Source organism: Sulfurimonas sp. HSL1-2 (assembly GCF_039645565.1).
In the GTDB taxonomy this organism is placed as follows: Bacteria; Campylobacterota; Campylobacteria; order Campylobacterales; family Sulfurimonadaceae; genus Thiomicrolovo; species Thiomicrolovo zhangzhouensis.
In genome coordinates this window covers 2295277-2312101 of record NZ_CP147914.1, presented here as the reverse complement: position 1 = coordinate 2312101, position 16825 = coordinate 2295277, and the positions used below count along the sequence as shown (strand labels likewise).

The following is a 16825-nucleotide window of genomic DNA, read 5'->3' as shown; positions in this document are numbered from 1 at the left end:
TTCTCCGATTTAAAAACATATCGGAGACAAAGCTTCATAATAAAAATTATCATGCGAAGTTTACTTTATAAATTTTGCAGGTATAATGAAGACACGATATTCATGAAAGGAATTCAAAATGGGAAAATATGTTGAACTGACGGCGGCTACATTTGAGGAAACTGTAAAAGAGGGTGTTACACTGGTAGACTTCTGGGCACCGTGGTGTGGACCTTGTCGTATGATCGCTCCGGTAATCGAAGAGCTTGCTGAAGATTTCGAAGGCAAAGCAACTATCGCGAAAGTGAACACGGACGAAGAGCAGGACATCGCTGTTAAATTCGGTATCCGCTCCATCCCGACTGTCATGATCTTCAAGAACGGCGAAGTCGTTGATCAGATGATCGGTGCCGCTTCCAAGCAGGCGTTCGAAGAAAAAATCAACGCGCACCTCTAATACTTTGCAGGCGCTCGCCTGCACCCCAACTTTAAACTTCTCACTGCTTCTGTGTCAAAGTCCATCTTTAGTATGTTAGCGATATTATTTCTCCATTAATTACCGTAAGGGAATAAAGGGTTTTCCATGCTCGATTGTGCCATTATCGGAGGCGGACCTGCCGGGTTGACAGCCGGACTCTACACCACGCGCGGCGGCCTGAAAAATGTCGTCATGTACGAACAGGGCATGCCCGGCGGCCAGATCACGGGCAGCAGCGAAATCGAAAACTACCCCGGTGTGACCGGTGAGATCTCCGGCATGGACCTGATGATGCCGTGGCCGGAGCAGTGTATGCGTTTCGGACTCAAACACGAGATGGTCGCAGTCACCAATGTTTCACGTACGGAAGAGGGGACTTTCCGCATCACCCGCGAAGACGGCAAGGTCGACGAAGCGCTCAGCGTCATCGTCTGTACCGGTTCGACGCCCAAGCGTGCGGGCTTCAACGGCGAGAACGAGCTGTTCGGCCGCGGGGTGAGCAGCTGTGCCACCTGTGACGGTTTCTTCTACAAGGGCAAGGAAGTCGCCGTGATCGGCGGGGGTGACACGGCACTCGAAGAGGCGCTGTACCTCTCCAAGATCTGTTCCAAGGTCTATCTGGTGCACCGCCGCGACCGTTTCCGTGCCGCCCCGAGTACGATCGAGCGGATCATGAACACGGAAAATATCGAGCTGCTGCTTGATGCCGTGCCCGAAGAGGTCTACGGTGATGCGATGGGCGTGACCGGGCTGCGGGTGAGTTTCCGCGACGGCGGCAGCCGTGACCTGGAAATCCCGGGGGTCTTCGTTTTCGTCGGCCACAACGTCAACAACGCCGTGCTGAAACAAGAAGACGGCAGCTGGCTCTGTGATGTCAACGAATGGGGGCAGGTGATCGTGGACCTCAGCATGCGTACCAGTACGCCGGGGCTATTTGCTGCGGGCGACCTGCGCATCGAAGCGCCGAAACAGGTGGTCTGCGCCGCAGGCGACGGAGCGACGGCGGCACTTCAGGTGATCACGTACGTTGATGAAAAGCAAAACGCATAGAGGATGAGAATGGTGAATGTCGGAATTTACGGCGCGACCGGCCGTGTAGGCAAACTGCTGATCGAGGATCTGGTGCCGGAGGAGACGCTGAAGCTCTCTTCGGTCTATGTCCGCAACACTCTGGAGACTTCCCTGCCGGAGGGGACACTGGTGACCAATGATGTGGATGCCTTTGTCGCGGCGTCGGATATCATTATCGACTTCTCCCTCCCCGAAGCGGCCCAGCCGCTGCTCGAAGCCCTGCTGAAAACGCCCAAACCGCTGGTCAGCGGAACGACGGGGCTCAATGTCCACCAGCTCAACCTGCTCAAAGAGCTCAGCGGCGTGGCGCCGGTCCTCTATGCGACGAACATGTCCCTGGGCGTGGCGCTGCTGAACAAGCTCGTGAACCTCGCTTCCAAGACCCTGGAAGGGTTCGACATCGAGATTGTCGAGATGCACCACCGCCACAAGAAAGATGCCCCGAGCGGTACGGCGCTGACCCTGGCCGAATCGGCGGCGGCGGGCCGTGAACTTGACCTCGACAAGGTCCGCGTCAGCGGCCGTAACGGCAATATCGGCGAACGCACCGGTGACGAGATCGCCGTGATGGCGCTGCGCGGCGGCGACATCGTCGGACGCCACACCGTCGGTTTCTACAACGACGGGGAGTTTATCGAACTGAACCATACTGCCACCAGCCGCAACACCTTCTCAAAAGGTGCCATCCGTGCGGCGAAGTGGCTGCATACCCAACCCAGCGGCCTCTATTCCATCGCCGACTGCCTCGGGCTGTAAGTAAAAGGAGTCATATGCGTCAATCTCTGAATGAAAAATGTGCCGTCGTCGGTATCTTTAACCACGTCGAAGCGTCCAAGCTCGCCTATTTCTCCCTGCATTCGCTGCAGCACCGCGGCCAGGAGGCGGCGGGGATCAGCTCCGGTGACGGGGAACGCCTGCATACCATCAAGGACCGCGGCCTTGTCACGCAGGTCTTCGATGAACAGAAGCTGGCCACCCTCAAAGGGCACATGGCCATCGGGCATACCCGCTATTCGACGGCCGGGGATGACTCCATTCTTGATGCCCAGCCGGTGCATGCCAATTACGACCTGGGGCAGATCTCCATCGTCCACAACGGGAACCTGACCAACGCCCAGGAGGTCCGCAACAAGCTCATCAAGGAAGGCGCGATCTTCCAGAGCTCCATGGACACGGAGAACCTGATCCACCTGATCGCAAAAAGCAACCAGGGCAAGCTCAAAGACCGCATCATCGATGCCGTCAAGCAGATCGAAGGTGCCTTTTCGCTCGTGTTCCTCAGCCGCACCAAGATGTTCGCCGTACGCGACCGTTTCGGTTTCAGACCGTTGGCGCTGGGGCGTATCGGTGACGGTTATGTCGTCGCTTCCGAGACCTGCGCCTTTGATCTGATCGGCGCGACCTATATCCGTGACGTCGAGCCGGGTGAAATGCTCATCTTCGAAAAGGGGAAAGCGCCGCAGTCGCTCAAGATCTTCGACGCCACCCCGAAACACTGTATTTTCGAATACGTCTACTTCGCGCGTCCGGACTCCGAAGTCTTCGGTAAAAACGTCTACCAGAAGCGCAAGAACATGGGCGTGGAGCTTGCCAAAGAACAGCCCATTGAAGCGGACATGGTCGTACCGGTCCCAGACGGGGGCGTTCCGGCGGCCATCGGCTACTCCCAGCAGAGCGGCATCCCCTACGAAATGGGGATCATGCGCAACCACTACGTCGGCCGTACCTTTATCGAACCGACGCAGGAGATGCGCGATCTCAAGGTCAAGATGAAACTCTCCCCGATCCGCGAACTGATCGAGGGGAAACGCCTCATCGTCATCGACGACTCCATCGTACGGGGAACGACGAGCCGCCGTATCGTACGGATGCTCAAAGAGGCGGGCGCGGCCGAGGTGCACATGCGTATCTCCAGCCCTCCGACGACGGATCCCTGTTTCTACGGCGTTGACACGCCGAACAAAGAGAAGCTTATCGCGGCAAATATGAGCATCGAAGAGATCTGCCACTACATCGAGGCGGATTCCCTGGGCTTCCTCAGCACCGAGGCGCTGATGCGTTCGGTACGCGCCGAGGGCAGCGAATACTGTACCGCCTGCTTTACCGGCGAGTACATCGTCTAGGGACGCGTTTGCAGCCGAAGCAGATCTATACTTTCGGGACCTACCTCCAGGAGAAATTCGGCGAGAAGGTCTTCAAAGTCTCCATCTCCATCTCCGGCTTTACCTGCCCCAATATCGACGGTACCGTCGCCCGGGGCGGGTGTACCTTCTGCGAAAACGACTCCTTCAGCCCGAGCCTGGACAAGGTCCAGCCGCTCAAGGGCTTCCACCTGAACCTGCAGAGCGAAGAGAACCCCTATCTTCCCAAACAGCTCGAGCAGCTTGAAAAACAGTTCGATGTTCTCTCAAAACGCCTGCGTCGCGAATACGGGGCGACGAAGTTCCTCGTCTATTTCCAGTCCTTTACGAACACCTACGCCCCCTTCGAGACGCTCAAGGCACTCTACGACAAAGCACTCTCGTTTGATGACGTCGTGGGGCTGAGTATCGGGACGCGTTCGGACAGTATCACCGACGAGACGCTCGATTACCTTGCAAAGCTGGCCAAAACGAAGGAGATCTGGGTCGAATACGGCATCCAGTCCGTCTACGACGAGACCCTCGAGCGGATCAACCGCGGCCATGACAGCGCCAATGTCGAATACTGGATCAAGAAGAGCAAGGCTGCCGGCCTGCATGTTTGCGGCCACCTTATTTTCGGCCTGCCGGGAGAGACACAGGCAATGATGCTGGAGACGGCGGCGAAGGCGTACGAGTGGGGGATAGACTCCGTGAAGTACCACCCCCTCTACGTCGTGACGCGCACGGCCCTGGCCAACGAGTATGCCCGGGGCGAGTTTACGCCGATTACGGAGGAGGAGTACCTCGATACGCTGCTCAAGGCGATCGAGATGAAGCCTGAGTATGTCTCCGTACAGCGTATAACCGCGGGGATCGACAATGACACGCTTATCGCACCGTCGTGGTGCCGGGACCGGAATACGCAGGTGCGGCATATCAATGCGGCGTTGAAGCAGATCGGGTTGAAGTACTAGGGGAGATTGTTCCCCTTCTTCTTTGTGTGCCCAAAGAAGAAGCCGAACCGGGAAGAAGAAAGGGCAACAAGCTGCCGCTCTCGGGACATGCCATTCTTTTGTTGTCCGCTCGACACGCTAATTACCGTTTCGGAATTGATAAAAGAAGCGGATTATAGAACTTAATATTCACCCCGGAAGATGTTCCTCCCGAGAATCGCATTGATCTACGAAGGCCTGGAAGCTTTTTCGGCAATGCCGCTTATGCCGAAGCGGCGGGCAAGCTCCTGCTTTATGCGGTCGGGGGAGATGTTCTTGTAGCCCAGGGCGACGAGGACGTGGTAGGTGAGGTCCGCGGCCTCGTAGACGATCTCCTCCTCGTCGTCGTCCTTGACGGCGAAACTGAACTCCCCGGCCTCTTCGACGACTTTTTTCAGGATCGTGTTTTCGCCTTTGCTCAGCAGCTTGGCTGTCCAGGAGGTCTCCGGGTCGGCGTTCTTGCGCTCGAGGATCGTGTGGTAGAGGGTGTCGATGACGCCGTAGGCGGCTGCCGTGTCAACTTCGACGGCCATCGTCTCGCTGCCGCTGTCGAGCTCGGTGAAGAAACAGGACTTGCGGCCGGTGTGGCAGGCGACGCCTTCCTGCTCTACTTTGAGCAGCAGGGTGTCGTCGTCGCAGTCGATGAGGAACTGCTTGATGTGCTGCAGGTGGCCGCTGCTCTCGCCCTTTTTCCACAGCCGCTGCTTGGAGCGGGAGTAGTAGTGGGCGAGCTTCGTCTCCAGGGAGAGCTGCAGGGCTTCGCGGTTCATATAGGCCATCATCAGGACCTCGTTCGTATGGACGTCCTGTACGATAACGGGAAGCAGTTCCTGTTTTTGCCAGTCGACCCGATTGAGAATTTCTTGCATGTTTTTTCCAGGAAAAAGGATTGAATCAAAGCGGAGGTTTGTCCGGCTTGATTCAACCCTCCGAAAGGGAGGAGGGTTACTTGATGGCGCTTTGGCGCTGCGGGTTCTTCATGTCAACCCAGATGTTCGGCGTGGAGCCTCCGGGGGTCAGGAAGATCTTCGCATCCTTGTTCTCGCGCAGGGCATCGTTGAACTGCCCCTGTACCTTGATCTGTTCCATCTGGAGCAGCTTGTCCGTGAGCGAGGCGCTGATTGCCCTGTTGGCCTGGGCGGTTGCGTCGGCTTCGATCTTGATCGCGTTGGCTTTACCCTCTGCTTCGATGCGGACGGCGTTGGCTTTACCCTGGGCTTCGGCGGCCCGTTTGAGGGCTTCCTGTTTGGCGCGCTGGACGTCCTGCTCGGCTTTCTGGACCTGCTGCTTGGCGATCTGGACGCTTTCGATCTGGTCCTTGACCTTCTGCGGCAGGACGATCTCGCGCAGCTGGACCGACTGGAAGTTGGCCGGGGAGTTCTCCTGCCCCTCGATACTCTGGCGGATGCCCTGTTCAATCTGGTTTGCGATGGTATTGCGGTTCGTCGGCAGGGATTCCGCCTCGTACTGGCCGACGACGTTGCGCACGATGTCGCGTACGACGGGGTTGATGATCTTCTCTTCCCAGCTGAAGCCCCAGTTGGAGATGGTCTGGGCCGCGTACTGCGCGTTGAGGCGGTACTGTACCGTCAGTTCGATGGAGACGGGCAGACCGCGCTTGTCGAGGACGGTGATCGCCGGACGGACTTCAAGGCCTTCACCTTCGGCCCCGGCGCGCTCGATACGGCTGGCGTAGTTGATGATTCTGACCTTCGTGTCGACGAGGTAGACCTTCTGGATCACCGGGATGATGAAGTGCAGGCCCGGCAGGAGGGCATTGGGCTCATACTTCCCGTTGGTCGCGAGGATACCGCGTTCACCTTCGGTGATGATGACGAAGGGTTTGGCAATCAGTAGAAAAACGACGATGACAACGCCGAGGAGGAGCAGTGCCGATTTGCCTTTGCCCATGTTGAACTCCATCTTGGGGGGCTTGGGCGGGGTGAAACCGCCGCCGCTGCCGCCGGAGCTGCTTTTTTTCTTGTTGAAGTAGTCGTTCATGTCTGTTGCCATGCTTGCTTTCCTTTAGACGTATGTCAGGTAATGGGTGAACTTCGGGTTGCGTCCGAAGACGACGTCGAAGTAGGCGCTTTGTAGTTTCTCCGTGATCGGACCGCGGGCACCGTTGCCGAGGATGCGGGCATCGATCTCGCGGACCGGGGTGATCTCTGCGGCGGTGCCGGTCAGGAAGGCTTCATCGGCGATGTAGGCCTCTTCGCGGGTGACGCGGCGGCGGATCACCTCGTAGCCCATGTCCTGGGCCAGCTCGATGATCGTCTTCTGCGTGATCGACTCGAGGGAGTTGTCATTAGGCGGCGAGATAAGCTTGCCGTCACGGACCATGAAGAAGCCTGCACCGCTTGCCTCGGCGACGTAACCCTGGTCGTCAAGGAGCAGGGCTTCGTCATACCCGCACTCGACGGCTTCATACTTGGCCATCTGCGAGTTCAGGTAGTTTGCGACGGCCTTGGCCTTGCCCATGTTGGAGGTGTTGGCCGGGCGGGTGAACGAGGAGATCTTGAGGCGGATGCCTCTGCGCATCCCCTCTTCGCCGAGGTAGGCACCCCACTCCCACGCAGCGACGGCCGTCTCGACCGGGGCGTCCTTGTGATAGAGGCCCATGACACCGTAACCCAGGAAGGCAAAGGGGCGCAGGTAGACGTTGTCACCCGTAAAGTCGTTCTTGCGGATCAGCTCGATCTGCGCAGCGTTGAGCTCTTCAGCACTGTAGGGGATGTTCAGCAGGACCATTTTGCCCGACTGGATCAGACGCTCGGTATGGTCGTTGAGGCGGAAGATGGCGTACCCTTTGTCGGTCTTGTACGCCTTGGTCCCCTCGATAACGCCGTTGCCGTAGTGCAGCGTGTGTGACAGTACGTGGACTTTTGATTCGTGCCAGGGAAGGAATTCGCCGTTCATCCAAATGTACTTGGCTTCGTTCATTGGTTCTCCAAATTATCGGTAATTCTACGAAAGTCGGATATTTTATCCAAGAGGTGTTTAAGGCTGTGTTAATGGGGGTTTCGCGAATGTTTCGGCATAATGGTTTAAGGTGGCTCCGGAGGGAGCAATTCGGGGAAGGAGACCGCGATGGGAGTGGTGGGAGAGAGCGTTGTCCGTGTCGATGCCGCGGCGAAAGCGGACGGGACGCTGCGCTATACGGATGATCTCGCTTTTGACGGCTTGTACGGTGTGGTCGTGCGCTCCGAGATTGCCTACGGAAAGATTCGGTCGATCACCTATGACCCGGCCTTTGATTTTTCCGGCATTGTCATCGTTGACCACAGCGATATCGAGGGGCGCAATGCCAACGTCGTCCTGACCGACGACCAGCCCTTCCTCGCTGCAACGCGTGTCCGGCACATCGGGGAGCCGATCCTGCTGCTGGCGCACCGTTCGAAACAGCGGCTGCGCGATGCGGCGGCCCATATCACGATCGACTACGACGCGCAGGAACCGGTACTGAGCATGGAGGAGTCCCTGGCGTGCAAGCAGCGGCTCTACGGCGAGGACAACGTCTTCAAAGCCATACATACGGTCAAGGGCAGCGTCCCGGAAGCGGAGGGGCTTCATAGCCTGGACAAAACCTACACGACCCCGCATCAGGAGCAGGCCTACCTGGAGCCGCAAAGCATGGTGGCGCGCTACAACGGCGGGCGGGTCAAGATCATCGGCTCGATGCAGTGCCCTTTCTTCGTCGAGGCGGCGCTGGAGGGGCTGGCCGGCGAGAAGATCGAGGTGGAACAGGCCCCGACGGGGGGCGGCTTCGGCGGCAAGGAGGATTACCCCTCCCTGATCGCGGGTTACGCCTACCTGCTCTGCAAGAAGGCAGGGCAGGATGTCAAAATCGTCTATGACCGTGAAGAGGATATTGCCTACACGACCAAGCGCCACCCCTCAAAACTGCGCTACAAAAGCCGCTTTGATTCCATGGGTAAACTGTATGCGCTGGAAGTGGAGATCATCATCGACGGCGGGGCATATGTGACGCTCTCGCCCGTCGTCCTCGCGCGCTGCGTCCTGCATGCGGCGGGCTTCTACGACTGCGGCTACCTCAGGATCGACGCCCGCGCCGTGGCGACGAATACCCCGCCCAACGGGGCTTTCAGGGGGTTCGGTGCCCCGCAGGTCCTTTTCGGGATCGAGCGCCACATGGACGATATCGCCCGCGCTCTCGGCCTTTCGCCGGCGGCGGTGCGCGAACGCAACCTCCCCGGTGCGGACTCGGTCGGCGTTTCGGGGGTGCCTATCACCGAACATGCCCGGCTGCGTGCCCTGTTCGAGACCGCACGGCGCGAGAGCGGTTTTGATGCCCTTTACGACGTCCCATCACCGCACCGAGGGGTCGGAATGGCGCTCTTTATGCATGGTGCCGGGTACACCGGCGTAGGGGAGAGCATGCTGGCCTCCAGCGTTTCGATCGCCCTGGAATCGGACGGCAGCGTCGAAATCCGTGTCGGGAGCGTGGAGATGGGGCAGGGGACGCTGACGGCGCTGCCGCAGATCGTCGCCGATGCGCTGGCACTCCCCGTGGAGATGGTCACCTGCCGTACTCCGAATACCGCCGAGGTCGCCGACAGCGGCCCGACGGTCGCTTCCCGGACGGTGATGATCGTCGGGCGCCTGCTCGCACAGGCGGCGAGCAAGCTGAAAACGGCGCTTGGGGACTATGACAGTCCAGACGGGTACCGGGAGGCGGTGACGCGCTACCGGCAAAGTGGCGCTCCGCAGCAGTTCGGAGCCTCCTATGAACAACCCGCCGACATTCTCTGGGACGAAGACCTCTTTTACGGCAACGGCTATGAGGCGTACGGGCTGGGATGCTACATCGCCGAAGTGGAAGTTGACCCCGTCGACTACCGCGTCCGGGTCGTCCGTTTTGACGCCTACAACGACGTCGGTCAGGTTGTCAATCCCATGATGGCGGAGGGGCAGGTCGAAGGGGGTGTGGCCCAGGGGATCGGGTATGCCCTTTTCGAGCGCCTGGTGTATGAAACGGGGCGCGTACGAAGTCCCCGTTTCAGTGATTATACGCTGCCGATGGCCCCCGACCTGCTGAAAATTTCCGTGCGTTTCCTTGGTTTGGAAGGTCCCTCGCTGGGGCTTGGGGAGCTGCCGATGGACGGTCCGGCCGCCGCCGTCGCAAACGCGCTTGGGCATGTCCTCGGAAACGCTTTTGACGCTTTGCCGATCACCCCGGAAACGGTGGAGGAAGCATGCAGATAACGTGTACGATCAACGGCAAAGTTCACCGGTTTGACTGTGCCCCGGAGAGCCGGGTGCTCGACCTGGTGCGCGAGGCGGGAATGACGTCGGTCAAGGCGGGCTGCGGTGAAGGGGAGTGCGGCGCCTGCAGCCTCTTTGTCAACGGCAGACTCGTCAATGCCTGCCTGCTGCTTGCCCCGCAGATACAGGACGCGGAGGTTGTGACGCTGGAGGGGTTGCAGGAGGAGACGGCAGCGATCCGCGAAAGCTTTGCCGAACACGGTGCCGTACAGTGCGGCTTCTGCACGCCGGGCTTCGTCCTGCGCGCCTACGACTACCTCAGTCACGGCGGTGAACGCAGTGAAGAGGCGATCAAGGCGGCCCTGGACGGCAATCTCTGCCGCTGTACAGGCTACCGGAAGATCGTCGAGGCCATCGTAAAGGTGAAGTCATGAACTATCTGCGTGCGACGAATCTCGGCGAGGCGACGGCACTGTTGGCGCGGTATCCGGAGGCACTGCTGCTCTGCGGCAGCACAGATGCGGCGCTGCAGCTGCGGCATGCCGCTGCCACCGCCACCCTCATCGACATCCACGCCCTGGAGGAGCTGAAAGGCGTCAGCGTGGAAGACGGCCATATGCGGATCGGCGCGCTTGTGACGCTCAACGAACTGCTCCGCAGCGATGTGGTCCGGGCTTCCCTGCCGCTGCTGGCGGCCTGTGCCGAAACCTTCGGCTCGCACCAGATCCGCAACCTCGCCACCGTCGGCGGCAATATTGCCAACGCCTCACCCGCCGCGGACCTGACGGCTGCGCTCGTGGCGCTGGAGGCCACGGTGACGCTGGCGTCGCAGGAGGGGGAGCGGAGCGTGCCGCTTGAAGCGTTCTACTGCGGCTACAAATGCACGAAACTCGACCATGAGCTCATTACCGCCGTCACCGTTCCGCTGCAGACGGGAGAGTGGTACTACCGAAAGGCGGGGATGAGAGAGCGGCTCAACATCGCGAAAGTGAGTATCGCCCTGACGCAGGGCCACGGCGGTTTCCGTATCAGCGGGGCGTCGCTGGGGCCTTCTCCCGTCCGCTTTCGGACCCTCGAAGCCTTGCTGGATGGGGGTGTGTACGACGACGCGGCGATCAAAGAAGCCCTCGAGAGCGATACGGACCCCTCCGGCGGGCACCGTTCGACGAAAGCGTACCGGCTCCGGGTGGCGTTCAACATGATCAAGGAAGCCCTTTCGCAGCCGGAGGAGAGATGACGGTCGTCCTGCTCGCCGCCGGGAGATCCTCCCGCACCTCTGATCTGAAATCACTGTACAGGGTGGAGGGGGAGTACCTGATCAACCGGCAGATCCGGCAGCTGCAAAGCTACGGCTACGATGTCGCCGTCGTTCTGGGATATGCCTATGAGCGGATCAGCGCCGTCCTTCCCGATGGGGTGAAGGTGATCCGCAACGAAGCGTATGGGGAGGGGATGTTCTCCTCGGTCAAGAGGGCGTTCGAGACGCTCGATGCCCCGGAGCTCTACTTCTGCCAGGTGGACCGCCCCGTGCCGGACAAGCGCGTCTTCGAAGCGCTATCCCGCAGCGAAAGCCCAGTGGCGACGGCTTTTTACGAGGGACACCGCAGGCCGCCGCAGCGCATCAGCGCCGTGATGAAAAGCGATCTGCTCGCCTCGGACGCGGGGCGTTTAGATGCATGGATCGAGGCGACCGGCATCGCAGAGGCCGTTGACGTCGACGATCCGAAGGTGGCGCTCAACGCCAATACGGATGAGGAGCTCAGACGCATCTTCGGCTGAGCTCAAAGAACGAAGAAGACGAGCAGGGCGACGGCGGCGAGGACGCCCATCGCGATATCGATCTGCCTGAAGCGCCCCTGGATGAGGCGGATAAAGACGTAGGCGAGTGAGCCCAGCAGCAGGCCGTCGGTGATGGAGTAGGTGAGCGGCATCCCCAGGACGATCAAGAAGGTGCTGTACTTGACCGCCGCGTCCGAATAGTCGATGTGCTGCAGTTCCCCGAACATCATGACGCCGATAACGATAAGAACGGGATAGACGGCGTTGGAGGGGATGGCCTGGAAAAAGGGGAGCCAGAAGAGCGGCAATATGAAAAGCAGCCCGGTAACGACGGCGGTCAGTCCCGTCCGCCCGCCCGCTTCTACCCCGGCAGCACTCTCGATGAATGCGGTTGTGCTGGTGACCCCGGCAAGGCCGCTGAGCATCGTCGCCGCGGCGTCGGCCTCGATGGTGCGCTGCAGGGGGACGGAGTCCTTGCCGTGGAAGAGGTTCGCGCGCATCCCGACCCCCGTCAGGGTGCCGAGGGTGTCAAAGAGGTCGGTGATGAGGAAGATGAGGATGAGCGGCGCCATCGAGAGGCTGAGCGCCGAGGTGATGTCGAGTTCGAAGGCGATCGGTGCCATAGAGGCGGGCAGGGAGAAAAAGCTCTCGGGCATCGGCTCCACCCCCGTCGCCCAGGCGAGCAGGGCGGTCAACGTGATGGAGAGGATAAAGGCTCCACGGACCTTTTTGATGACAAAAAAGATCGCCAGGCCGAGGCCGAAGAGGCCGATGAGAAGGTGGGGGTCTTTGAGGTTGCCCAGGGTGACCAGGGTCGCCGGGCTGTCCGTGATGAGGTGAAGCTGCTCCATCCCGATAAAGGCGATGAAGGCCCCGATACCTGCGCTGACGGCGCGTTTGACATCGACGGGGATCGTTGTGATCATCCAGCGCCGCAGCGGAGTGATGCTGATGAGGATATAGAGGATGCCGGAGAGGAAGACGATCCCCAGCGCCGTCTGCCATGCCAGCCCCATCCCCTTGACGAGCCCGAAGCTGAAGTAGGCGTTGAGCCCCATGCCGACGCTCATGGCAATAGGGGTGTTGGCCCAGAGGCCGTTGAGGATGGAGGCAATGATGGTCATGACCGCCGTCGCCGTGATGACGGCATCAAAAGGAAGGCCTGCTGCACTGAGGATCGCGGCGTTGACGGGGACGATGTAGAGCATGGCGAGGAAGGTCGTAAAGCCGGCGGTCATCTCGGTGCGGACGTCCGTGCCGTGGTCGCGGAGTTGAAAAGGGTTCATGGTTCTGTTCTGCACCCTTTGATGAAGTGGAAGGTCCGCCCGTCGAATAGCCCCTTGTCGCTGAGTTTGAGTTCGGGGATGACGAGCAACGCCATAAACGAGAGGGTCATAAACGGTGCGTGCAATTTTGAACCCAGCGCCGATCTTGCGAAGCGGTCCAGCATTTCGTACTGTTCAGCGACTTTGAAACCGTCTTCTCCGCTCATGATCCCGGCGATGCGCAGCGGCAGCAGATGCTGTTCCGCGGCGTTCAATGCGCAGATACCGCCCCGGGAATCGATGATGAGGTTGACCGCCTCGGCGATCGCTTCGTCGCTGCAGCCGACGGCGATGATGTTGTGGGAATCGTGGGCGACGCTGGAGGCGATGGCCCCCTCTTTCAGTCCGAAACCGTTCACGTAGGCGACGGCGGGCGGGGCCTCTTCGTAACGGTTGACGACGGCAATTTTGAGAATGTCGTGCTCGGGGTCACCGATGCGGCGGGCAGGGACGTTTTTCAGCGAGGCGATCATCTCGTGGGTGACCAGTTCGCCGTCGACGGCCTCGATCACCTCCACGGTGTCACAGGGCGGAAAGGCAAAATCCTCCGGCCGCTTAGGCGCTGCATGGAAGTTGTTGAGCTCCGGCAGCGGTACGGAGTGGATAAGGCTTCTGCCTTTTTCGGCAACAATGCGGCCCCCGATAACGGTCCGTAGGACGCTGAAATCCTCCAGATTATTGACTTCGATGAGGTCGGCGCTCTCCCCCGGCTGCAGCGTACCGACGCCGAGGCCGTAGTGATCAATGGGATTGAGGCAGGCGATGCGAAGCACGTCGAAGAGGTCATACCCCTTGGCGACGGCGCGCCGTACGAGGGCGTCAATATGTTCTCGGCGGAGGTCGTCGGGGTGGCGGTCGTCGCTGCAGAACATCAGCATGTCGGGGTACGCTTTTATCAGCGGGGCAAGGGCTTCGAAGTTTTTCGCGGCGGAGCCCTCACGGATGAGGATCTTCATCCCCGCCTGAACCTTTTCCAGCCCCTCTTCGTAGGTGAAGGCTTCATGGTCGGTCGTGATGCCGGCAGCGATGTAGCGTTTCAGGTCGTCGCCGCGCAGACCGGGGGCGTGGCCGTCGACGGGTTTTCCCAGCGTCTTTGCAGCCGCGATCTTTGCAAGCATCTCCGCGTCGCCGGCGACAACCCCCGGGAAGTTCATCACCTCGCTGAGGTAGCGGATCTTCGGGTTTGCCAGCAGTGTTTTCACCTCCTCGACGCCGAGGAGCGCACCGCTCGTTTCAAAGGGGGTCGCCGGGATGCAGGGGGAGGCCCCGAAGGCGAAGTGGAAAGGAACCTTCCCGGCATTTTCCAGCATGAATTCCACCCCTTTGATGCCGAGAACGTTGGCGATCTCGTGGGGGTCGGAGACGGTTGCCACCGTACCGTGAAGGACGGCGAGGCGGGCGAATTCGCTCGGCGGGAGCATGGAGCTTTCAATGTGGATATGCGCGTCGATGAAGCCGGGGAGGAGGTAGGTGGAGCAGGGGGTGTCGATTTTGGTAACGGCATCGATAACGCCGTTTTCAATGATGACTTTGGCGGGGTAGATCTCGCGGCGGCGGATATCGACGTAGTTGGATTCGATGACCATGGCTTTGCACCTCTTTTCAATCGAATACATTTTTGCATAGATGGGATAAAGGGGGGATTACTTGGGGCGTTATCGTTTTTTTATTGGTGTTTTGTTCCCCTTCTTTTTTGCTTATCCAAAAAAGAAGCCGAACCGGGAAGAAAAAAGGATAAAAGGCTGCCGCTTTCGGGACATGCCACTCCCCGGTGGTCCGGCTGACACGCTAAGTACCGTTTCGGATTTGATAAAGAAGCGGTATTCTTAGCGCTTAGGCGGAGGGGGTGTTGATCATCCAGCCGGAGAAAACGTTGATGTAGTCCCAGAAGGACTGGACGTAGGCTTCGTCGATTCCCTCTTCGACGAGCTGGGGCAGCAACTGGGCGTAAAACTCCAGCCAGCGGCGGCGGGCCGCTTCGTCGATGCGGAACGGCGCGTGGCGGCCGACCATTCTCGGTTCGCCGCGGTGCTGGTTGAAGTAGTCCGGACCGCCGCAGATCTGGATAAAGAAATCCGCGGCATTGTTCTTGGCCTGCTGGAAATCGTCCTCGTCGTTGACGGGGAACAAAAAGGCGATATCGCTGTCGCGGATCAGTTCGTAGTGGTCGTCGACGAGTTTGCGGAAGCGCGCTTCGCCGACCTGCGGGTAGAAGCCGGGATGGGGTTTGGTTACCGGGGGACGGACGCCGAGCTGGCCGGGCATGATTTCAAGGTTAAGCATCGTATTCCTATCGGCGGCATCCGGGAGATGCCGCATTTTTTGTTTCGATTGTAAAAGGTTTTTTCTAAAATCAGCGTAAAGGCCGGGAAGAATCCATGGCTTAACGGGGCGCTTTGTATAATGGAAACACTCTTTAAAATACGGGAGCGTACGATGGAAGCAAAGGTCTTTTTCGGTTCAAGCGAAGCGGTGACGGGGAGCTGGACGGAGCGCCGCAGCCCCTTTGACGGCCGGGTGGTCTCGAAAGCGCCGCACTGCGGTGCGGAAGAGACACAGCAGGCACTGAAGATCGCCAAAGCGGCTGCCAAAGCGGCCAAAGCGTCGACGCTGTCGCAGCGCTGTGACTGGTTACACGACGTGGCGGCAAAGCTTCGGGAACAGAAAGAGGATATCGCCAGGACAATCACGGACGAGGTCGGTAAACCGATCACTTTCGCCCGGGTTGAAGTGGAGCGCTGCATCGAGACGGTCACCCTCGCCGCCGAGACGATGCGTACCATGCACGGCGAAACGATCAATACTGATGCGATGCCCAGCGGCCGCAAAACGACGGCCTTCTATCTCCGCGAACCCGTCGGCGTCATCGCGGCGATCACCCCGTTCAACTTTCCGCTGAACCTGGTGGCGCACAAGCTTGCCCCGGCCCTCGTCGCGGGCAATACGGTCGTGCTCAAGCCGACACCGGAAGCGCCGCTGACGGCCTACAAGTTCGCCAAGCTCTTCATCGAGAGCCCTCACGCGGTCAAAGACGCCCTCAGCGTCGTCTACGGTGATGCCGAAGTCGGCAGTACACTGGTGGGCAGCGACATCCCGCGCAAGATCAGCTTTACCGGTTCCGTGCCGGTCGGCAACATCATTACCAAGAGCGCGGGGATCAAAAAGGTGAGCCTGGAGCTGGGGGGCAACGCGGCGACCTTCATCGACAAGAGCGCCGACCTTGACCTGGCAGCGCAGCGCTGTGCGCTCGGGGCCTTCGTCAACTCCGGGCAGGTCTGCATCTCGCTGCAGCGCATCTATGTCCATGCCGATGTCTACGACGTGTTTGCGCAGAAAATGGCCGAAGCTACGCAGAAGCTCACGGTCGGTTCACCCTACGAAGACGATACCTTTATGGGACCGCTCATCAACGAGGAGTCGGCGGAGCGGGCACTCTCCTGGGTGCAGAGCGCCATCGACGAAGGGGCCCGGCCGATGACGGAGGTGAAGTGCGAAGGGACGATGTTCTACCCGACGGTCATGGCGGACGTCACCGACGATATGGCGATCGTCTGCGAAGAGGTTTTCGCACCGATTGTCTCCCTGGTGAAGGTCGAAGGGTTCGACGACGCGGCGCCTCGGATGAACAATTCACCCTACGGGCTCCAGTTTTCCCTTTTTACCAACGACCTGGCCCTGACGCAGCGTGCGATCAGCGAGCTGGAGGCGGGCGGGATCGTCATCAACGACATGCCGACCCTGCGTTTCGACATCCAGCCCTACGGCGGGGTCAAGCTCAGCGGCGTCGGGCGCGAAGGGCCGCGGTTCGCCATCGAGGAGATGACGGAACTCAAATCGGTCGTCATCGCGTAG

16 protein-coding genes are annotated in these 16825 nt (G+C 59.8%); 10 read left to right on the top strand and 6 right to left on the bottom strand.

Features of this window, described 5'->3' with window-relative positions; all coding sequences use genetic code 11:
* Positions 1-118: 118 nt before the first annotated feature.
* The 5 genes from trxA (at position 119) to WCX18_RS11750 (ending at position 4625) form a co-directional block, all read left to right on the top strand.
* Positions 119-436 carry a thioredoxin gene (gene trxA / locus WCX18_RS11770; RefSeq protein ID WP_345985333.1) on the top strand — a complete coding sequence of 106 codons (318 nt, stop codon included), beginning with the start codon at positions 119-121 and terminating at the stop codon, positions 434-436.
* 126 nt (positions 437-562) lie between these two features.
* Entirely contained in the window at positions 563-1507 is a 945-nt protein-coding gene (locus tag WCX18_RS11765; RefSeq protein ID WP_345988106.1) for an FAD-dependent oxidoreductase, read from the top strand.
* Positions 1508-1516: 9 nt separating this feature from the next.
* Entirely contained in the window at positions 1517-2284 is a 768-nt protein-coding gene (gene dapB / locus WCX18_RS11760) for a 4-hydroxy-tetrahydrodipicolinate reductase (protein ID WP_345988104.1), read from the top strand.
* 14 nt (positions 2285-2298) lie between these two features.
* Positions 2299-3651, top strand: a complete 1353-nt coding sequence (gene purF, locus WCX18_RS11755) for an amidophosphoribosyltransferase (protein WP_345988102.1) — start codon at positions 2299-2301, stop codon at positions 3649-3651.
* A gap of 8 nt (positions 3652-3659) precedes the next feature.
* Entirely contained in the window at positions 3660-4625 is a 966-nt protein-coding gene (locus WCX18_RS11750) for a TIGR01212 family radical SAM protein (protein ID WP_345988099.1), read from the top strand.
* 206 nt (positions 4626-4831) lie between these two features.
* Here the strand turns inward: WCX18_RS11750 and hisIE are convergent, their stop codons facing one another.
* The 3 genes from hisIE to WCX18_RS11735 all read right to left on the bottom strand — a co-directional run bounded on the left by hisIE (position 4832) and on the right by WCX18_RS11735 (position 7586).
* Complete coding sequence (gene hisIE, locus WCX18_RS11745; protein ID WP_345988098.1) at positions 4832-5512, bottom strand: bifunctional phosphoribosyl-AMP cyclohydrolase/phosphoribosyl-ATP diphosphatase HisIE; 681 nt, start codon at positions 5510-5512, stop codon at positions 4832-4834.
* A gap of 76 nt (positions 5513-5588) precedes the next feature.
* Entirely contained in the window at positions 5589-6656 is a 1068-nt protein-coding gene (locus WCX18_RS11740; protein ID WP_345988096.1) for a prohibitin family protein, read from the bottom strand.
* Between the two features lie 12 nt (positions 6657-6668).
* Positions 6669-7586 (bottom strand): branched-chain amino acid transaminase, encoded by a 918-nt coding sequence (locus tag WCX18_RS11735; protein WP_345988093.1) that lies wholly within the window; start codon positions 7584-7586, stop codon positions 6669-6671.
* A gap of 147 nt (positions 7587-7733) precedes the next feature.
* Here WCX18_RS11735 and WCX18_RS11730 point away from each other — a divergent pair, with 147 nt between their 5' ends.
* From WCX18_RS11730 to WCX18_RS11715, 4 genes are read left to right on the top strand one after another with little or no spacing between them, the layout of a single operon-like run.
* On the top strand, positions 7734-9869 hold the full coding sequence (locus WCX18_RS11730; RefSeq protein WP_345988091.1) for a xanthine dehydrogenase family protein molybdopterin-binding subunit: 2136 nt from the start codon (positions 7734-7736) through the stop codon (positions 9867-9869).
* The gene (locus tag WCX18_RS11725; RefSeq protein ID WP_231019263.1) at positions 9860-10303 is read left to right on the top strand and encodes a (2Fe-2S)-binding protein; all 444 of its coding nucleotides are present in this window, start codon (positions 9860-9862) and stop codon (positions 10301-10303) included. The genes WCX18_RS11730 and WCX18_RS11725 overlap by 10 nt, the downstream gene beginning before the upstream one ends.
* Positions 10300-11106 carry an FAD binding domain-containing protein gene (locus WCX18_RS11720; RefSeq protein WP_345988087.1) on the top strand — a complete coding sequence of 269 codons (807 nt, stop codon included), beginning with the start codon at positions 10300-10302 and terminating at the stop codon, positions 11104-11106. Before WCX18_RS11725 ends, WCX18_RS11720 begins: the two co-directional genes overlap by 4 nt.
* A complete protein-coding gene (locus tag WCX18_RS11715; protein WP_345988085.1) occupies positions 11103-11648 on the top strand; it encodes an NTP transferase domain-containing protein in 546 nt (181 codons plus the stop codon). The genes WCX18_RS11720 and WCX18_RS11715 overlap by 4 nt, the downstream gene beginning before the upstream one ends.
* 2 nt (positions 11649-11650) lie before the next feature.
* Here WCX18_RS11715 and WCX18_RS11710 read toward each other — a convergent pair whose 3' ends face one another.
* From WCX18_RS11710 to WCX18_RS11700, 3 genes are all read right to left on the bottom strand, one after another.
* Positions 11651-12934, bottom strand: coding sequence for an NCS2 family permease (locus tag WCX18_RS11710; protein WP_231019260.1), 1284 nt, complete (start codon positions 12932-12934; stop codon positions 11651-11653).
* A complete protein-coding gene (gene ade, locus WCX18_RS11705) occupies positions 12931-14559 on the bottom strand; it encodes an adenine deaminase (protein WP_345988081.1) in 1629 nt (542 codons plus the stop codon). Before ade ends, WCX18_RS11710 begins: the two co-directional genes overlap by 4 nt.
* Positions 14560-14806: 247 nt before the next feature.
* Positions 14807-15256, bottom strand: a complete 450-nt coding sequence (locus WCX18_RS11700) for a globin (RefSeq protein ID WP_345988079.1) — start codon at positions 15254-15256, stop codon at positions 14807-14809.
* A 153-nt stretch (positions 15257-15409) separates the two neighbouring features.
* Between WCX18_RS11700 and WCX18_RS11695 the strand changes: the two genes are divergently transcribed.
* Positions 15410-16825: an aldehyde dehydrogenase family protein gene (locus WCX18_RS11695; RefSeq protein ID WP_345990813.1), complete on the top strand. Its 1416-nt coding sequence runs from the start codon at positions 15410-15412 to the stop codon at positions 16823-16825.